A 17,937-nucleotide genomic window follows, 5' to 3' on the forward strand; every position below is an offset into this window, starting at 1 on the left:
TAAGTGGCTGATTTTGTTTGTGTTACAATGATAATTTAATATCAAAACACATACGTGTACTATTTTATTAAAAACTTGAAGTATTTATGAAAAGCAATTTTTTTGTTGCACTATTATTGCATAATGATGAAGAAATAATGAAAATAAGTAGTTTATGGTGCTATTTTGAAGCTGTACTAGGAGAACAACCAAATTCAACTTTATAAGCACGACTAAACCATGAAGGATTGTTAAAACCAACTTCGTAAGCTACTTCTGATACTGTTTTGTTATTAGTTAATAACAATTCTTTTGCATATTGTAATCGGATTGAGCGAATAAATACAGCGGTAGATTTTTCTGTAATTGCTTTAATTTTTCTATATAATTGAGATTCGCTAATGAGTAAGTTTTTTGCTAACTCATGAGACCCAAATTCAGAATCACTTATGTTCTTATGAATTAGTTTTACGACTTTTTTAAGAAATTGTAATTTAGGATCTTCAGTTCGCTTTTTCAATAAGGTATTAAATCCATCATCTTGAATTTTATGGATTAATTTTTTGCGTAATAAAACCAATTGATCTAATCGTGTAAATAGTTCTTCTCTATTAAATGGTTTTGCTAAATAGGCGTCTGCTCCATGAGATAATCCTGTTAATCGATCTTCTGTAGTCACTTTTGCAGTTAAAATAATAATAGGAATATGATCTGATCGTTCATCAGTTTTTAAAGTTTCACAAACTTCAAAACCATCTTTCTCAGGCATCATGACATCACAAACAATAATATCAGGGATTTTTTCTAAAGCCATTTTAATGCCTTCAATTCCATTTACCGCATGTATAGTTTCATATTTATTTATAAGGCATGTTTTTAAATAATGTGCAACATCCATATTATCCTCGATAATGAGCACTAATGGTAATTCAGAATTTGCTTCATGGATTTGTTCAGTTTTTTTAGATGAAGTCTTTACAACAGGAGATATGGCAATAGTATCAATTTGAGCCTCTGTTGCTTTTGGTGCATTTCTTGTAATTGGAATCATAACACTAAATTCACTTCCTTTATCAAGCGTACTATTTACTTTAATAGTTCCTTGCATTAATTCTACAAGCTCCTTTGTTAATGCGAGCCCTATTCCTGTTCCTTCATGTTTTCTTATGGTAGATGCATCTGTTTGATAGAACCGATTAAAAATGTTTGGAAGTTCTTCTTTTGGTATACCAATACCACTGTCTTTTATTTTAATAAATAAATAGGATTCATCTTTTTGTTTAACCTCATTAATATGTACTATTATTTTACCATATTCAGATGTGAATTTAATAGCATTGTAAAGTAAGTTAGAAATAACCGAAGTGATCTTGTTGCCATCAAAATCCATTATTAATGAGTCAATTTCAGAATAAATAGTTAGATTAATTTGATTTTCTTCAGCGAAGGAACTAAAACTCTCACTTAAATATTTTAAGAATGGAATGACATCAGATTGAACTAATTGTAATTCCATATTTCCACTTTCAATTTTGGATAAATCCAACATTTCATTCACTAAATGCAATAGGTTGTCGCTATTGCGTTCTATCATTTCTAATGACTTTTCAATATCTTCAGTTTTGTTGTTTTTAAAATTTGATTTCACAGTATCTGTCATACCTTTAATAACAGTAAGTGGTGTTCTAAATTCATGAGTAATATTAGTAAATAGTGCGTTTTTTAATTGGTTAATTTCTTGAAGTCTTTTTCTTTTTGAAGCCTCTATTTTTCGTGAAATTAAAAAATAGGCTATTGCAGATAAAAGTACAAGCAGTCCTATTACCAAAAACAAATTCTTTTCTCTATTTTTTTTACGTAAGCCTTCTTGATAAGTTATATTTAGTAATTGATTTTCTTGGTCTTGAGCAATGCTATCTGAGATGATTTGATTTTTAAAAACAATATTTTGAATTTCAGTTCTTGCTTTATCTTCTTTTTCATCATCTATGGCAATTTGATATTTTTCAAAATAATCAAGAGCAGTACCATGCCGATTCAGTTTTTTATTAACTTCATATAGACTTTTTAATAGATCAGAATCAGGATCCCAATTATTGGCTATATGGATTTTTAAGCAATCTTCACATTCTTTTAAAGCTTTTGTGTAATTGCTTAGTCCATAATCTATTTGGCATTGCCACAAATGAACTTTCAAAGCGAAGTTTTTTGTGTATTTTAGTGTAGCAAATTGTTTTGTAACGGCTTTGTATTCCTCTAAATATTTGGTGGCTTCTACATAATTTTTTTCGTTAATATATATGTTTATAAGATTACCTGTTCCAACGGAAGCATATTCTGGAAGACCTAGTTCCTTAGATTGTCTAATGCCTTCTTTCCAGTATTTTATTGATTTTGGAACATCTCCCATTTCGTAATAAATTCTTCCTAAATTACCATTTGCTCCAGATATACTGCGCTTAATATTATATTTTTTACTTAATTGTAAATGGTGTAAGTGGCATTTTTCTGCTTCTCTGTAATCGCCTAAATCCTTGTAAATAAAACCTTGATAGGCAACACTCCAACCTTCATTTAATCCATCTCCTAATTCTTTGTAAAGTTTTTGAGTTTGTTGGTATGTTTTAAAGGCATTTGTATAATCATCATACTCGTAATATGAATGTCCTAAATCAAATAGTTGATCAACATAAAGTAAACTATCACTTTCAGTCTTGGCTAATTCTAATGCTTCATAGTAAATTTTTTCTCCGTTAGAAAACTCTCCAAGCTCAAAATTTACTCTACCAATTAAGGCTTTAGCTTGAATTTGAAACTTTATATGCTTTTTGTTTTTTGCTAAGTTTAGCATTTGTTTTCCTAAAACAAGAGCACTATCGGTTTTTGTATATAAATAATGATCTTCAATTAATTCTCGCATCGCTTCAAACCTAGTAGAATCTTGTAGTTTTATATTATGCCAAATATTATTAAGAGAATCCTTTTGTTTTTGGGCGAAAACATTAGTAATAAAAAATAGTAGAAATATGAATGTGCAAACTATTTTCATAAGTTAATTATTAAAATGTTTTCTTTAAATTAATTCAAACGATGACTAATTCAGGCGCTTGGTTCATTTAATGTGCCACAATGTGCTCTTGATATCAAACGTTTCAATGTATAATATCACTCGTTAAACGAAGCTAGCGATTTTTAAGTTTAGAAACAAACCAAACTATTGTTGCAATAAGTTTTCTTATAAGTGTATAATTAAAGGTAGTTCTGGTCTTAAATCAAATGTTTTTCCTTGTACATTATTATCAAAATAAAGTTCCATTAGATGTTCCTTTCCGTTTTTAATAGTTAGGTTATCGATAGCATTAACAGCTTTAATGGTTTTTGTAGTTACGTCTAAATCTGTTGAGGTAATTGTAATGTTTGTAAGTTGTTCTGCTCCATTGGAATGCTTAAAAAAGGTTTTCCAAAGGGAATCTTCACTTGGTGTGTTTTCTAACGCAGTAATGGACTCGAATACATTGGCTTCAATTTCGGGATAAACTACAAAAATAGAAGGTTCTTTAAGATGTGTTTTTGAGTTTTTAGCCGAATAGATACTTCCATTATCTTCCATCCAACTTTGGTGGTATTTTACTTTTTCAAACAGAATACCTTCTACCTTATAGTCTTTTAGTTTTAATGCGATACTAAAAGGCGACGCTCCATTATTTTTAAAATTAGCACGTTCTGTAAAATCTAAATCTTTGTTTTTAATGGCGTTTTGTTTAAACTCTTTTTGATCGTAAACAAAAACTAACTCGAGATATGTGTTTAAAAAATTAAAATACCTGCCAGAAGTGCCTTGTCCTTTATGGATTACCGACAGTGAATCTGGTACAGCAGTGAATCCGATATCGATTAATTTTTGTTTGGTTTTTTTTGGATCTTTAATCCAAATGTTAACATGGTCAACCTGTAAATTGGAAGATGTATTTTTGGTTTCTGATTTTGTGTTTTTTGTGCCCCTTACCTCTTTACAGGACGAAAAACCAACTAATAAAACTAGAATTATGAAGTAGTTTTGGATATTCATTTTAAAGGTTTTGTACTATAAAATTTTTCAACATTTAATACAATTTTTTAACAAAGCTTAGGTTTTAAACTGAATAATAAACAAATTTATTCCACCTCAAACTCCAACAACTCATCAATAGTATTTACAGTAACAGCGTGATAATTAGCTCTAGATTTTTTGTAAATATTTAGTGCTTCCTCTGTACGATTATTACGTTTAAAGGCTTTAAAAATAGTGTTAACATACCAACGTCTGCCAACGTTTGTTAAAAAGTTTTCAATTTTGGCATCAACGTTATTGCCATGATAATCGTGGTTTATGGCTTGCTCGTACCAAACCATTGCGATGTAAGAATTGCTGCTATCCGAAAGCGTAAAAGTATTATCTAATACTTGCATTTGTTGAGCAGTCATATCTGCTGGGAAATTACGAATAAAATGAACCCATTCTTGTGGTGTCCAATCGCTAGTTGCACTTTTATTGATAGTATTAGTTTTTACAAACTCTTGTAACGTTTCTTCTACTTTAGTAAATGCATTTGAAGTGATTTTTGCTTGATTCTCTGGGATGCCAGGTTTGTAAATCCACTCTTCGGCATTAAAGGTGACGTTGTTGTTTTTTAATAGATTAGTATTTAAATGCTCTACAAATTTTTCGGTAGTCATTGTTTTAAACGCATGACTTGTAAAGTAGTTTTTTAAGAAGGCATCAAATTTATCTCGTCCTACTTTTTCTTCTAAAGTACGTAAAAAGAGATAGCCTTTATCGTAGGCAATACTATTCATTCCATCGTCTGGATTGGCGCCTTTTAAATCTAATTTTAATTGAGTTCTTTCTGGTTCGTTTTCAAAACCTTCTAGTTCTTCAGTTAAATCTTGTCGGCTAATTAAGGCAAGCATATTGGCGCGTTCTTTTCCGTAGAGCGCTTCCATAATTCGCATTTCGAAATACACAGTAAATCCTTCATTTAGCCAAAAATCGTCCCAAGTGGCATTGGTTACTAAGTTCCCAGACCAGGAATGTGCCAACTCGTGAGCAATTAAAGAGGTTAAACTTTTATCGCCTGCAATTACTGTTGGAGTCGCAAAGGTTAAACGTGGATTTTCCATGCCACCAAAAGGAAAACTTGGTGGTAGTACAATAACATCAAACTGATCCCAAGCGTATGTTCCATATAAATTCTCTGCAGCAGCAACCATTTTTTCCATATCAGAAAATTCGTTGTGAACTTTGTTTAGCATCGATTTTTCGGCATATACTCCAGTACGATTGCTAATGGCTTTATACTCAAAATCTCCAATAGCCAAAGCGATTAAATAGGGAGGAATTGGCTGTTCCATTTTAAAACTATAAAAACCGTCTGCAGATTTTTGCTTAGGATTTTCGGCACTCATTACAGCCATAAGTTCTTTTGGGACTTGTGCTGTGGCATTGTAGGTAATTCTAATTTGCGGACTATCTTGTATTGGAATCCATGTACGCGTTAAAATCGCTTGACCTTGAGTTAATAAAAAGGGATGCGTTTTATCTGCTGTTTGCTGAGGATCTAACCATTGTAAGGCTTCAGTTTTACTTGTAGTTTCGTAAAAAACGGTAATGGTTTTAGTGTCTTCTTTAATGTTAATAGTTAAGGGTTGACCTAACATCTCATCAAAGTCTCCAAGTTTAAACGTGGTTGGCTGTCCGTTTGCCAATACATTATATATATCTAAAAACTTGCTGTCTAATATTATTTGCGACGCGTTATTGTTTTCGATTGTATATTTTGCAATTCCTTTTATGGTTTTTGTAACAAAATTAGCTTCGAAATTAAAATCTAAATGTGTTATTACAGCATCGTTAGGTTGTGCGTAGGAGTGTGGTTCTTCAACATATTTAGCCATTGTGATTTCCTTTTTTTCTTCGTTACAGCTAGATAATAATAGTGTTAAGCTGAAAATTAGAACGTGTTTTAGTTTCATATAATATTTATTTTTTAAGACACATAGACTGCGCTCAGTGAGACATTTTTTTAAGATTTTTATTTTATTCTATACACAGGATATTGCAGGTGTGCTTTTTCGTAATTAGTGCTTTGTTTGTGTAGCCAATCTAATTGTGCATACCAATTATTTGCAAAATCTTGCTCTGTGTTTTTTTTAGTTTCAAAAGCTACTTTTAATTTAGGATTAGTATTTAATAACTCTATTGCTTTGTCTTCCCAAACATAAGGAGAAAATCCTTCTTTTTGTTGTAAAATGGTATCGAAAAAATTCCAATTAAAAAATGAATCTGGCGCTTGAGGCTCTAAAGTTTCTAAAAGATATCGAAATGCGTTTTGATTGGTGTTTATTATGTAATCTCCTTTTTTAAAGGTTATCTTTTTAATTGAAGACTTTATAGTAGTATTATAATGCTGGTAGTGACCTTCGTAAGCCGATTTTCGAGTATCGAAGGTGTTTATTTTGTAGCTTTCTACTTCGATTATAGAATCGGTTTTAAGAGGATGCATTTCAACTTTATTTAGTTTTAATAAGTTTAAAACTTGCCAGTGACCTTGAGGAATAATATAGGCTTTTGGAATACTAACTTCACGACTTGGTGTAAAATAATTTTTATAGTTAACAGGTTTAGTAAAGGGTTTGGACGTGTCGTATTGTAAACGTTGTTTACCTGTAAGATCACTAGCAATCATTTTGCCTTCGTAACCTTTAAAATTTAGAGTTGTAGATTTTGTGGTGTCTATTTCCCAAGCTAAAGGATATTTAGTTTTAGCCATTAGATTTTTATTGGCATTATCACGTAGTGTTTTTATTGCTTCGTGGTCTTCTTCAATAATATCTAACATACTTTTCATTAGCTCGTAAGTGCCTTCCACTCTTGGTTTGTATGGTTTTAACATGTGTGTTTCTACCATCATTCCTAAAGTGTTAAAAAGTGTAGTATAACCTGTAGAATAACGTGGCGAATCCATAAATTGCGAAAACCCTTTGTCTGGAACGCTATTAAACACATTAACATAAGGTGTAATGTCCCATTGTTTTGCTTCTAATTTTTGTTCTAAATTAGGTCTCATTTTAGTGTGTAAATAGTTGCCTAATTCACCACCAAGTTTATTGTGCTGCGTAAATAAATGCGTTAGTGTATATTGGTAATCTGCACCATTACTCACGTGATTGTCTATAAAAACATCTGGTTGCACTAAATGAAAAATTTCTGCAAATGCTCTCGCATTTTTAGTATCACTTTTTATAAAATCTCTATTCAAATCATAGTTGCGTGCATTACCTCTAAAACCATACTCTTTTGGTCCGTTTTGGTTGGTTCTTGTAGTTGAATTTCGGTTTAAACTTCCACCAACATTATAAATAGGAATAGTGACTAAAACAGTATGTTGAGGTGTTTTAATTTTTTCTTGTGCGAGATCCCTAAATAATAGCATTGTAGCATCAATACCATCGGATTCTCCAGGATGAATGCCATTATTTATTAGTAAAATACGTTTTTTTTGTTTTACTTCTGAAAAATTAAAATTTGCATCAGGATTAAGTGTAATTATATGTAAGGGTTTACCAGAATCTGTAGTGCCAACAGAATCCATTTTTACAGTTGAAAACGCTTCAGCTAAATCTCTATAAAACTGAATAGTTTGTTGGTAAGTAGCAGTTTCTAATCCTTTAGAAGTTTCGAAAACAGTAGTAAAATCGTATTCTTTTTTAGATGAAGATTGACAAGAAACTATTAATAATAAAAGAATTAGTGTTTTTTTCATCGTAAAGATTTTCAGTTAAATAGACACAAATATACTAATAATCACTTGGCATTACTTGTAATTAGGTGTACTTTTGCGCACTCAAAAAAAATAAAATGACAGCATTTTTCAGAAAACAAACAGCAAACGCTAAAAACGATATTTTAAGTGGTTTAACAGTTGCTCTGGCTTTAGTGCCAGAAGCTGTGGCCTTTGCTTTTGTTGCAGGTGTAGATCCTTTAGTTGGTTTGTATGCAGCCTTTATGGTAGGTTTAATCACGTCTATTTTTGGAGGCAGACCCGGAATGATTAGTGGAGCAACAGGAGCCTTAGCAGTAGTTATGGTAGCTTTGGTTGCTAAAGGAAACGCAATGGGAGCTCCAGGCGAAGAACTTGGTTTGTACTATTTATTTGCCACTGTTATTTTAATGGGTATTATACAAATGCTGGCTGGTGTTTTTAAACTTGGTAAGTTTGTACGTTTAATTCCGCATCCAGTAATGATGGGATTTGTAAATGGTTTAGCTATTGTAATTTTTTTATCGCAATTAGGTATGTTTAGGGATGCCAATGGCGATTTGTTTACAGGCTCACAATTATGGATTATGATTGGATTAGTTGTGTTAACTATGGGAATTATGTTTGGTTTGCCTAAACTTACCAAAAAATTACCAGAAGCCTTAATCGCTATTTTAGTAGTCTCTGCAATTGTTATTTTTGGAAATTTAGATGTCGCTACAGTAGGAAGTTTTATTAGAGATGGAGGAGGAGAAGGATTAAAAGGTGGATTGCCAGATTTCCAGTGGGCAATTTTTGAGAAAGTACCTTTTAATTTAGAGACTTTAAAGTTTATTGCACCTTATGCCTTTATACTTGCTGCTATTGGTTTAATAGAATCTTTAATGACGCTTAATTTAGTAGATGAATTAACCGAAACTAGAGGAAATACTAATAGAGAATGTTTGGCTCAAGGAGGAGCAAATATTGTGACTGGTCTTTTTGGAGGAATGGGAGGTTGCGCCATGATTGGTCAATCTTTAATAAACATAAAAGGTGGAGGACGAGGCAGATTGTCTGGTATTGTTGCAGCATTAGCTTTATTGTTCTTTATTTTATTTGCCTCAGGCCTTATTGAGCAAGTGCCAATTGCTGCTTTAGTTGGAGTTATGTTTATGGTAGTAATAGGAACTTTTGCATGGTCTAGTTTTAGAATAATGAATAAAATCCCGTTAAGTGATGTATTTGTACTTATTTTAGTCTCTAGTTTAACTGTGTTTTTTGATTTAGCTATTGCTGTTATTGCAGGAGTTATTGTAAGTGCTTTGGTTTTTGCTTGGGAAAATGCAAAACGTATTCGTGCAAGAAAACGCATAAAAGACGATGGTACTAAAGTTTACGAAATTTGGGGACCATTATTTTTTGGAAGCATACAAGCTTTTAACGAAAAATTTGATGCAAAAAACGATCCTGAAAATGTAGTTATAGATTTTGTGGAATCTCGTGTTAGTGACCACTCTGCCTTAGAAGCTGTTTTTAATTTAGTAAATAAATACGAAGCTGAAGGTAAAACAATTAAGCTGAAGCATTTGAGTGAAGACTGTAAGGCGTTACTTTATAAAGCTCATCCAAAATTTAGTAGCGTTATTATTGAAGATATCGACGATCCAAGATACCATTTGGCTGCTAACCCTGAAGATTTTCCGAAACCTTTAGGTGAGTACAAACTATAGTAAAAATTATAAGCTAGTTTTAATTAGTTTAAAGGTTTTAATCATACTATTTCTGTTAACTTTTAAAAAGTAAACTCCAGATTGTAAGTTTGTGACATCTATGTTTTTATTGGTTAAAGTGTCTTCGGTATTAATTAATTTTCCACTAATATCATAAATGGATACCGTTATGGTTTCATTAGTATTTGAAGCAATAGCAACTTGAGTTGAAGTAGGATTAGGATATATTTTGTAATCTGTAGTATTACTTGTAAACTCTTCGACAGTTAAGGTGTTTTCATTAAGGTTAACAAGTCTAGATAATAGCCTAACATAAGCCGCTTGGTAGTAAATAGCAGGTTCGCTAATCTCCCAAGAATTATCAGGAAACCCTGTATTAAAATCTAAGTAACTTTTTTGAAGCGGTTGATTGTAAGGCGGACTTAAAGTTGTGTTCGCAGTATAATTAGAATTGCAACCACCAGTTACAAATCCTGGAGCTGGACCATAAGTTGAGGTCACAGCATTATCCCAAATAGTACCATCATAAAACCAATTATGATAAAGTTGATTAACACTATTTTCTGCTCCATAACTATACATATTGCTTAAATGTACCATGCCTAAAGGGTTTACACCATGAAAATAATGGAGGTTTTCTTTAGCTTTTAAAATGTAACTTGGGTTAGCAGAAGCATTAATAGTATAATATTCAAAAATAAGATTTAGATTTCCCATATTTGCTTTTGGCAGATTACTTCCCCAATGATACGTCCAATCGTTAGTGTAACCACGATATAAATCTAATGTATTAAACTCAAAATAATTATTCCAATTATTAGTGGCATCTGTTGTAGCAGAATTAGTAATAGTAGTTTGTAAAGCGCTATTACCATTGCTTAACGTGGTATAATGTAAAAGCGCATCGATATGCGAAATATTATAATTACTCCATTGGTTATTTGTAAGCGCATCAGAGTCGTTGGTATTATTAATCAGGTATTGGTGGTATTGGTTATCTCCAGTTAAATCGAACAAATATATTGCGGCATTAAGCGCTAGTTTTCGTTGTTCAGCATTAGTTCTATCTGCATCTCCAGCAACTACAGAAATATCATCACAATTTTCTTGTAACGAATTAGAATTTAAATAAGGTAAAACCCAATCCCAAGCTAATATAGCATGGTCTTCTAATTCTTGCGAGTAGCTACTTAACGAAGGATACTGCTCAAAAACCTTTGCAGCATGTGCTAACATACTTGCTGCTGCTAAAGCCGATGATGTACACACTGGAGCGTAATATCGTGTTTCTGTATTGCTACTTGGTGGTGAAGCTGCATTTTCAGAATAATTTCTGGCTCCCATTTTTATATGTACAGAACCATCTGTATTAACCATTTTAAGTAGCCAATCGGTTTCCCATTTTATTTCATCTAAAATATCTGGAATTCCATTATTAGATTCCGGAATATTCCAATTATCTCCAAAAACAGTTGGATTTTGTTGGTAAGCCCAAAGTAGATTATGTACTGCAGACTCAGCAAACGTGACGTATTTATTGTAATCTCCTGCATCAAACCATCCACCACTCATGTCTTTAGTTGTTGCAGTGTTGGTTTGGTCGTAAACATCGTAGGTATTAGCGTCTTGTAAAAAACTAACACTATCCTCATATCCTGGTAATACAAAAGGAGTCGTTTTAGAAATACCACAACGGTTGTAATAAAACATTTTTGTAGCAGCTCTCAAAATGGGTTCATAAACATTATCTTGGATTGCAAAGACTGCCGAAGCTTCATTATTAGCAACATCATAAATATAATACTCGCCAGCTTGTGTAACACTTGTAAAATCAAACCACCAGCCTTTATCACCAGATTGATTATGAGTGCTTCCATTATTCCAAACGGTTGGAGTTCCTGTAAAAACTACGCTATTTGTTGTCGCATTTCTTACTTCTAATGTTGTACTTGGTGTGAAATTTTGAGACGCATTAAAACCAACTTGCGGATTACTAATTACAGCCACTTTTGTACTTGATAATCGATAACCAAATTGATCCACATGAATAAAATCTGAAGTTTGCGATGCCACTAAAAACGGAAAGCAAATAAGGAGTAAAATTTTTTTTATCATGAAGCAGAATTTATTTGGTTAACTAACTACTAATCTAAAACAATAAAAAGTAGTTTAATATATACGTAGGCATTAACCCAAAAAGATTATTTTACACGCACACTTTTAGGTACTAACAAGGTGTAATCTCCATCGTTTCTAATAACATCTCTTACAATAGATGAAGAAATATAGCTTGTTTTTGCTGCGGTTAATAAAAACACAGTTTCGATTGGCGCTAAATCACGATTGGTATGTGCAATGGCTTTTTCAAATTCAAAATCACCAGGATTTCTTAAACCACGTAAAATAAAATCTACTCCGATTTCTTTACAAAAATGTACAGTTAATCCTTTATAAGTTACCACTTTTACTTTTGGTTCGTCTTTAAAGGTTTCTTCAATAAACTGTTTGCGTTCTTCTAAAGAAAACATATATTTTTTATCTGCATTGACTCCAATGGCAACAATTATTTCGTCAAAAAGGGAAACGCCACGTTTTATAATATCGTAATGGCCTAATGTAATTGGATCGAAAGAACCTGGAAATATGGCTTTTTTCATGGTTTAGTTGTTTTGTAATTCTTTTTCAAAATAGTCAATATACTTTAAATATTGTGGTGTTTTACTACCATACTTTCTAGTTATTGCTGCCCATTTTTTAAATTTCTTTTTATTTTTTAGATTAAAAAATAATTGAGACATATTAACTGCCATTTCACATTTAATGGCTTCATTTTCGGATATTTTAATCCCTTTAGTATAGACTTTTTCAGCATTTTTTGCATCCTTTAAAAAGGTGTAAGCATAGCCTAATTCTTTATATAGTAAATGATTTTTTTCACTGTTTTTTATTGCTTTTTCTAAAACAGGAATCGCCTTTTCAAATTGTTGTAACGCATTATAGGCAAAGCCTAATTCAAACTCTAAACCTTCGTAATGTGGTTCTAAAGCATAGGCTTTTAATAAAGGTTTTAAGGCATTATGGCTAGCTCCAATGTGGTTGTAGTGGTAACCTAATTGCTTTAAATATTCTACATCATCATCTGCTTTTTTATAAATCCCTAACCAGTCTGGCTCTTTAGGAAGCTTTAGGTCTTTTCTGTGTTTTTCTGTTAAAATGTAAACATTGCTAGTTTTTGCGCTTAATCGGTTTTTAATAATGCTAGATCCCTTATTAATAGTATCTAAACCTACAAGTATGTCGTTTTTAAGTTTGAAAAAATCTTCAAGCTGAAATGTCAATCCTGCCACTTCATCAATATAAATAAATCCATAGGCATAAATAGAATCTTTTGTTTGTTTAGGGAAGGCAATCCACTTATCTACAGCATCATAATATTTGGTGTCAAACTTAATTTTAGTGCTGTTTTCTTGTGCGAAAACTGTAGTTTGAAAACCTATAAAAAATAGGATTAGTGTGGCTTGTACGTATTTCTTCATATCTAAAATTACAATTTTTATTTTAAAGCTTCTTCAATAGCATTATCAAATAAATCAAAGAGCGAAATGCCAGCTTCTGCAGCTTGTTGAGGTAAAATACTCGCTTTTGTTAAACCAGGTACAGTGTTCATTTCTAGTAAATGCGGTTCGCCATCTTTAAAAATAAATTCGCTTCGGCTAAAGCCTTTCATTTTTAATATAGTATATACTTTTTTTGCTACTTCGTTGACTTTGTCTTCTTGAGATTTTGTTAGTCTTGCAGGCGTAATTTCTTGTGATTTACCTAAATATTTGGCTTCATAATCAAAAAAATCATTTTCGCTTACAATCTCTGTAATTGGTAATACTTTAGTTTCGCCTTTATAGGTAATTACACCAACAGAAACTTCTGTGCCATCTAAAAACGATTCAATAATAATCTCATCGTCTTCCTTAAAGGCAATTGCTATGGCCTGTTGTAAATCGGTTTGCTTATGGACTTTGGTAATCCCAAAACTGCTTCCTGCTTTATTGGCTTTAACAAAACACGGCAAACCTACTTTTTTAATAATTTCGTTTTCGTTAATTGCATCTCCTAAATTAAGGTAGTAGCTTTCTGCAGTTAAAATTCCATAAGGTTTTAAGGTGCTCAAACAATCCCGTTTATTAAAAGTTAAAGCCGCTTGGTATAGGCCACAACTGGTGTGAGGTATGTTTAGTAAATCGAAATACCCTTGCATAAACCCATCTTCTCCAGGCGAACCATGTATGGCATTAAACACACAATCGAAGGTGATTTTTGTTTCGTTTATAGTAATTGAAAAATCGTCTTTATTTACAGGGAATTCTTTATTGTAAATATCCACATAAACCCATTTGTCTTTAAAAATATGAATTTTAAATGGGTTGTATTTGTCGCTAGTTAAAGTTTCGTAAACTACGTTTCCGCTTTTTAGAGAGATTTCAAATTCGCTAGAATAACCTCCCATTACAATAGCAATATTTTTTTTGTTAGTCATACTTTAAAGGTTTCCTTTTAAAAAGAAAATGTAATCTAATTTACAATAAACAGTTAATAAATTAAGTTAAGCTAAAATAGCATAATAAAGCAACAAATAAAACGCTTTCGTTTTTATATATTTGTCGCATCTAAAATAGTTTTATGAGTATCGTTAAATTTTTAACAAGTAAAGTGTTTTTTAAACAATTAGCATTAGCTATTGTAGCTACTGTAGTGTTGGCTTTTATAATTTTAAAATGGTTAGATTATACCACAAACCATGGAGAGTTTGAAACTGTACCAGAATTAAAAGGCAAATCTATAGAAGTTGCAAAGCTAGAATTGGAAGATAATAATTTGGTAATGACTATACAGGATTCTGCAAATTTTAATCCAAATTACCCAAAATACTCTGTAATAGACCAAGAGCCACCAGCTGGAGAAAAAGTTAAAGAAAACCGTAAAATTTATATTACACTTAACCCTTCTGGTTACCGTAAAATTGCTGTTCCTAACTTAAAGGGACGTACCTTTAGGCAAGCAAAACCAACTTTAGAAGCCTTAGGATTTACAATAGGTAAAAAGACTTATGTAGATTATTTAGGAGAAAACGAAGTGGTAAAAATAAGCCACAAAGGCACTACAATTAAAGAAGGCGATATGTTACCTAAAATGTCTGTAATAGATGTTGTTTTAGGAAACGGAAAAAGAGGCGCTTCTAACTAAAATAAAAACAAAAATACATGGACGATTACACGCCACAATTATCAGACGAGAAAGGTGACGACGATTTGTACGAGCATCACTCTTTTGTGGCAGATAAAGGCCAAGCACCTTTACGTATCGATAAATGGTTAATGAATAAAGTAGAGAATGCTACACGTAATAAAATCCAAGCAGCTGCAAAGGAAGGTCATATTTACGTTAATGGCGATCCCGTAAAATCTAATTACAAAGTAAAACCAGAAGACGAAATTAAAATCCTTTTTGAGTATCCACCTTACGAAAATCTATTAGTAGGCGAAGATATCCCATTGGATATTGTGTATGAGGACGATGCACTTTTGGTAGTTAACAAACCAGCAGGCATGGTCGTGCATCCAGGACATGGTAACTACTCTGGTACATTAATAAACGCCTTAATTTACCGTTTCGAGAATTTGCCAAATAACTCTAGCGAGCGTCCAGGATTAGTACACAGAATAGATAAAGACACCAGTGGATTGTTAGTGGTTGCCAAAACCGAACAGGCCATGGTACACCTCTCTAAACAATTTAAAGCCAAAACCAGCCAACGTAAATATCTAGCCTTAGTTTGGGGAAATATAGAAGAAGACCATGGCACAATAGAAGGTAATATTGGCAGGCATCCCAAAAACAGACTGCAAAACACCGTTTTCGAAGGCGAAGACGAAGACAAAGGCAAGCCAGCAGTAACACACTTTAAAGTTTTAGAACGCTTAACTTATGTAACGTTAGTGACTTGCAAGCTCGAAACTGGTCGCACACACCAAATCCGAGTCCACATGAAACATATAGGACACACACTCTTTAACGACGAGCGTTATGGAGGCGAGCGCATACTAAAAGGCACCACATTCACCAAGTACAAACAATTTGTAGATAACTGCTTTAAAATATTGCCACGCCAAGCTCTGCATGCCAAAACATTAGGTTTCGTACACCCAACAACCAACGAGTTTATGAGTTTCGATTCTGAAATTCCAGACGATATGCAACAGTGTATCGAAAAATGGAGAGGATACGCCAAACACATGGATAATTAGGGCGTTACCCAAAGGGTCGTGCTTTCCGTTATATCTTTTTTTCGTGCCTCAAAAAAGGATGCCACTGCAATCACTAACGCAAATACGTTTACATAACTAAATCATATTTTAGCATTTAAAATTACTATAGCATCACCTTTTTTTAGTAGTGCACAATTCGTAAATTCGTGTAGTACAGAAATAGAAAGACTATTAATTTAAAAATGAGATTCCTGCCTTCGCAGGAGTAGGACTATGAAACTAGTATTATCACCAGCAAAATCTTTAGATTTAGACAGCAAATTACCAACAACAAAACATACCGAAGCCTGCTTTTTAAACGAAGCAGAACGACTAAATACTCTGTTAAAAAAGAAATCGCCTAAAAGCTTATCTAAGCTTATGGGTATTTCAGATAATTTGGCAAATTTAAATTACGAGCGTAACCAAGATTTTCAACTGCCATTTAATTCAAAAAATGCAAGACCAGCAGCTTATGCCTTTAATGGAGATGTGTATAAAGGGTTAGATGCCTATACCATTAAAAAAGAAAATTTAGACACTCTACAAAACACAGTGCGCATACTCTCTGGTTTATATGGCGTATTAAAACCATTAGATTTAATACAACCTTACCGATTAGAAATGGGAACAAAATTACCAATAGGTAAAAACAAAAATCTATACGAATTTTGGAAAACCAAAGTCACCAAACAATTAAATAGCGAACTCAAAGCCGACGAGCTATTTTTAAACCTTGCCAGTAACGAGTATTTTAAAGCAGTAGATGCTAAAGCCTTAAAAGTACCAGTAATAAATGTAGATTTTAAAGAATTTAAAAACGGAAAATATAAAACAATTTCCTTTTTTGCCAAACAAGCCAGAGGCTTAATGGCACGTTATGTTGTAGATACCAATGCTAAAACCCTCGAAGATATAAAAGCCTTTAACCTCGATAATTATGGGTTTAGCGACGAGCTATCAAAACCCAATCACTTAGTATTTACCAGATAATTATACCTTAGGTTTTTTATCAATATTTATTTTAGTTTCTGGTCTAACACGCTTTTTAATTTTTGGACGTCTAACACCAAAAGTACCTCTGTGTATTTTTCCTCGTCTCGATTTTTTATCGCCTTTTCCCATTTTAAAATTTATTTTTAGTCCCTTAAACAAGGGAATTTAATTACTATTAAATTACCCTAAAAGATAAACATTTATTACTGTTTACTTTACTATTTTTAGAGTTTAAAATATATTTAACACAAACCCAACGCTTAAAAGTAACTATGTTTTTACACAAACATCCATACCAACCTTTTATTAAAAAAGACACCACAAAATTAATTGTAGGCACGTTGCCTCCTCCACGATTTACAACAGGAGACCTGTTGGAAAAAGATGTCGATTTTTGTTATGGTAGTTATTATAACTCGTTGTGGTTGTTTATAGATAAAATACACAATCTTAATTTACGTTTCGATAACTCTAAACAAGCCATACAGCAGCGAAAACAGTTTTTAATTGCGCACAAAATTGGAGTTTGCGATATTGTAGAAAGTGCAGAACGCGATAAAATTGATGCCTCAGACATAGGCATGAAAAATAGTAAACTACGCGACCTCATTGGCTATTTAAAACGCTATCCAAAAATTGACACTTTATTATTTATTGGAGGGAACAGTAAAAATGGACCAGAATATTTTTTCAGAAAACAGAGTAAAGAGTATAATATTAAATTGGAGTTAGTGTCTAAAGCAACACCTAAAATCCATCAGTTTACACTATCTGATAGTACGTCTAAAACCAATAAGCCTGCTATTTCAAACCGAATAATAAAAACAGTATCCTTAACTTCAAGTTCAGGAGCAGCAAATATATCTATAGGTAGTAATCCGCTTTATAAACAATTAAAAGCGAGTAATCCTAAGTTTAATACTTTCGATTTTAGAGTGCTACAGTATAGTGAGTTTTTTTAGAGTTTGGTAGCTACTTTTGAATAATGGGTTTTTGAAGAGGTTCGTTTAACGGTTTTGTATAATAATAGTTGCGTTTTTGTCGACGAGGATTTTCCGCAGGAAAATCAGAAGTTGGCAAAAGCACAACGTACTTAGTTTAAGTCTAAAAATAGCAATTATTTTTATACGTGGTTGTGCAAAGCAAAAT

The 17,937-nt window shown here is 32.4% G+C and carries 14 protein-coding genes; 5 read left to right on the forward strand and 9 right to left on the reverse strand.

What is annotated here, in order from left to right:
• Positions 1–160: 160 nt before the first annotated feature.
• From ACVC5O_RS10925 to ACVC5O_RS10940, 4 genes are all read right to left on the reverse strand, one after another.
• Positions 161–3,028, reverse strand: coding sequence for an ATP-binding protein (locus tag ACVC5O_RS10925; protein ID WP_452221515.1), 2,868 nt, complete (start codon positions 3,026–3,028; stop codon positions 161–163).
• Positions 3,029–3,214: 186 nt separating this feature from the next.
• On the reverse strand, positions 3,215–4,048 hold the full coding sequence (locus tag ACVC5O_RS10930; protein ID WP_452221516.1) for a hypothetical protein: 834 nt from the start codon (positions 4,046–4,048) through the stop codon (positions 3,215–3,217).
• 86 nt (positions 4,049–4,134) lie between these two features.
• Entirely contained in the window at positions 4,135–5,991 is a 1,857-nt protein-coding gene (locus ACVC5O_RS10935) for a M1 family metallopeptidase (RefSeq protein ID WP_452221517.1), read from the reverse strand.
• A 59-nt stretch (positions 5,992–6,050) separates the two neighbouring features.
• The gene (locus tag ACVC5O_RS10940) at positions 6,051–7,781 is read right to left on the reverse strand and encodes a M14 family metallopeptidase (protein WP_452221518.1); all 1,731 of its coding nucleotides are present in this window, start codon (positions 7,779–7,781) and stop codon (positions 6,051–6,053) included.
• A 95-nt stretch (positions 7,782–7,876) separates the two neighbouring features.
• Here ACVC5O_RS10940 and ACVC5O_RS10945 point away from each other — a divergent pair, with 95 nt between their 5' ends.
• Positions 7,877–9,490 (forward strand): SulP family inorganic anion transporter, encoded by a 1,614-nt coding sequence (locus tag ACVC5O_RS10945; protein ID WP_452221519.1) that lies wholly within the window; start codon positions 7,877–7,879, stop codon positions 9,488–9,490.
• Between the two features lie 6 nt (positions 9,491–9,496).
• Here the strand turns inward: ACVC5O_RS10945 and ACVC5O_RS10950 are convergent, their stop codons facing one another.
• From ACVC5O_RS10950 to ACVC5O_RS10965, 4 genes are all read right to left on the reverse strand, one after another.
• The gene (locus ACVC5O_RS10950; protein ID WP_452221520.1) at positions 9,497–11,605 is read right to left on the reverse strand and encodes a glycoside hydrolase family 9 protein; all 2,109 of its coding nucleotides are present in this window, start codon (positions 11,603–11,605) and stop codon (positions 9,497–9,499) included.
• A gap of 86 nt (positions 11,606–11,691) precedes the next feature.
• Complete coding sequence (gene coaD, locus ACVC5O_RS10955; protein ID WP_452221521.1) at positions 11,692–12,147, reverse strand: pantetheine-phosphate adenylyltransferase; 456 nt, start codon at positions 12,145–12,147, stop codon at positions 11,692–11,694.
• Positions 12,148–12,150: 3 nt separating this feature from the next.
• Positions 12,151–13,026 carry a tetratricopeptide repeat protein gene (locus ACVC5O_RS10960; RefSeq protein WP_452221522.1) on the reverse strand — a complete coding sequence of 292 codons (876 nt, stop codon included), beginning with the start codon at positions 13,024–13,026 and terminating at the stop codon, positions 12,151–12,153.
• A 17-nt stretch (positions 13,027–13,043) separates the two neighbouring features.
• Positions 13,044–14,024, reverse strand: coding sequence for a D-alanine--D-alanine ligase (locus ACVC5O_RS10965; RefSeq protein ID WP_452221523.1), 981 nt, complete (start codon positions 14,022–14,024; stop codon positions 13,044–13,046).
• Positions 14,025–14,167: 143 nt separating this feature from the next.
• Here ACVC5O_RS10965 and ACVC5O_RS10970 point away from each other — a divergent pair, with 143 nt between their 5' ends.
• The 3 genes from ACVC5O_RS10970 to yaaA all read left to right on the forward strand — a co-directional run bounded on the left by ACVC5O_RS10970 (position 14,168) and on the right by yaaA (position 16,785).
• A complete protein-coding gene (locus tag ACVC5O_RS10970) occupies positions 14,168–14,731 on the forward strand; it encodes a PASTA domain-containing protein (RefSeq protein WP_452221524.1) in 564 nt (187 codons plus the stop codon).
• Between the two features lie 17 nt (positions 14,732–14,748).
• The gene (locus ACVC5O_RS10975; protein ID WP_452221525.1) at positions 14,749–15,792 is read left to right on the forward strand and encodes an RluA family pseudouridine synthase; all 1,044 of its coding nucleotides are present in this window, start codon (positions 14,749–14,751) and stop codon (positions 15,790–15,792) included.
• Positions 15,793–16,026: 234 nt separating this feature from the next.
• Positions 16,027–16,785 carry a peroxide stress protein YaaA gene (gene yaaA, locus ACVC5O_RS10980; protein WP_452221526.1) on the forward strand — a complete coding sequence of 253 codons (759 nt, stop codon included), beginning with the start codon at positions 16,027–16,029 and terminating at the stop codon, positions 16,783–16,785.
• Here the strand turns inward: yaaA and ACVC5O_RS10985 are convergent, their stop codons facing one another.
• Positions 16,786–16,917 (reverse strand): 30S ribosomal protein THX, encoded by a 132-nt coding sequence (locus ACVC5O_RS10985; protein ID WP_452221527.1) that lies wholly within the window; start codon positions 16,915–16,917, stop codon positions 16,786–16,788.
• A 143-nt stretch (positions 16,918–17,060) separates the two neighbouring features.
• Here ACVC5O_RS10985 and ACVC5O_RS10990 point away from each other — a divergent pair, with 143 nt between their 5' ends.
• On the forward strand, positions 17,061–17,750 hold the full coding sequence (locus ACVC5O_RS10990) for a uracil-DNA glycosylase family protein (RefSeq protein ID WP_452221528.1): 690 nt from the start codon (positions 17,061–17,063) through the stop codon (positions 17,748–17,750).
• Positions 17,751–17,937: the final 187 nt, after the last annotated feature.

Source organism: Lacinutrix salivirga, assembly GCF_053604675.1.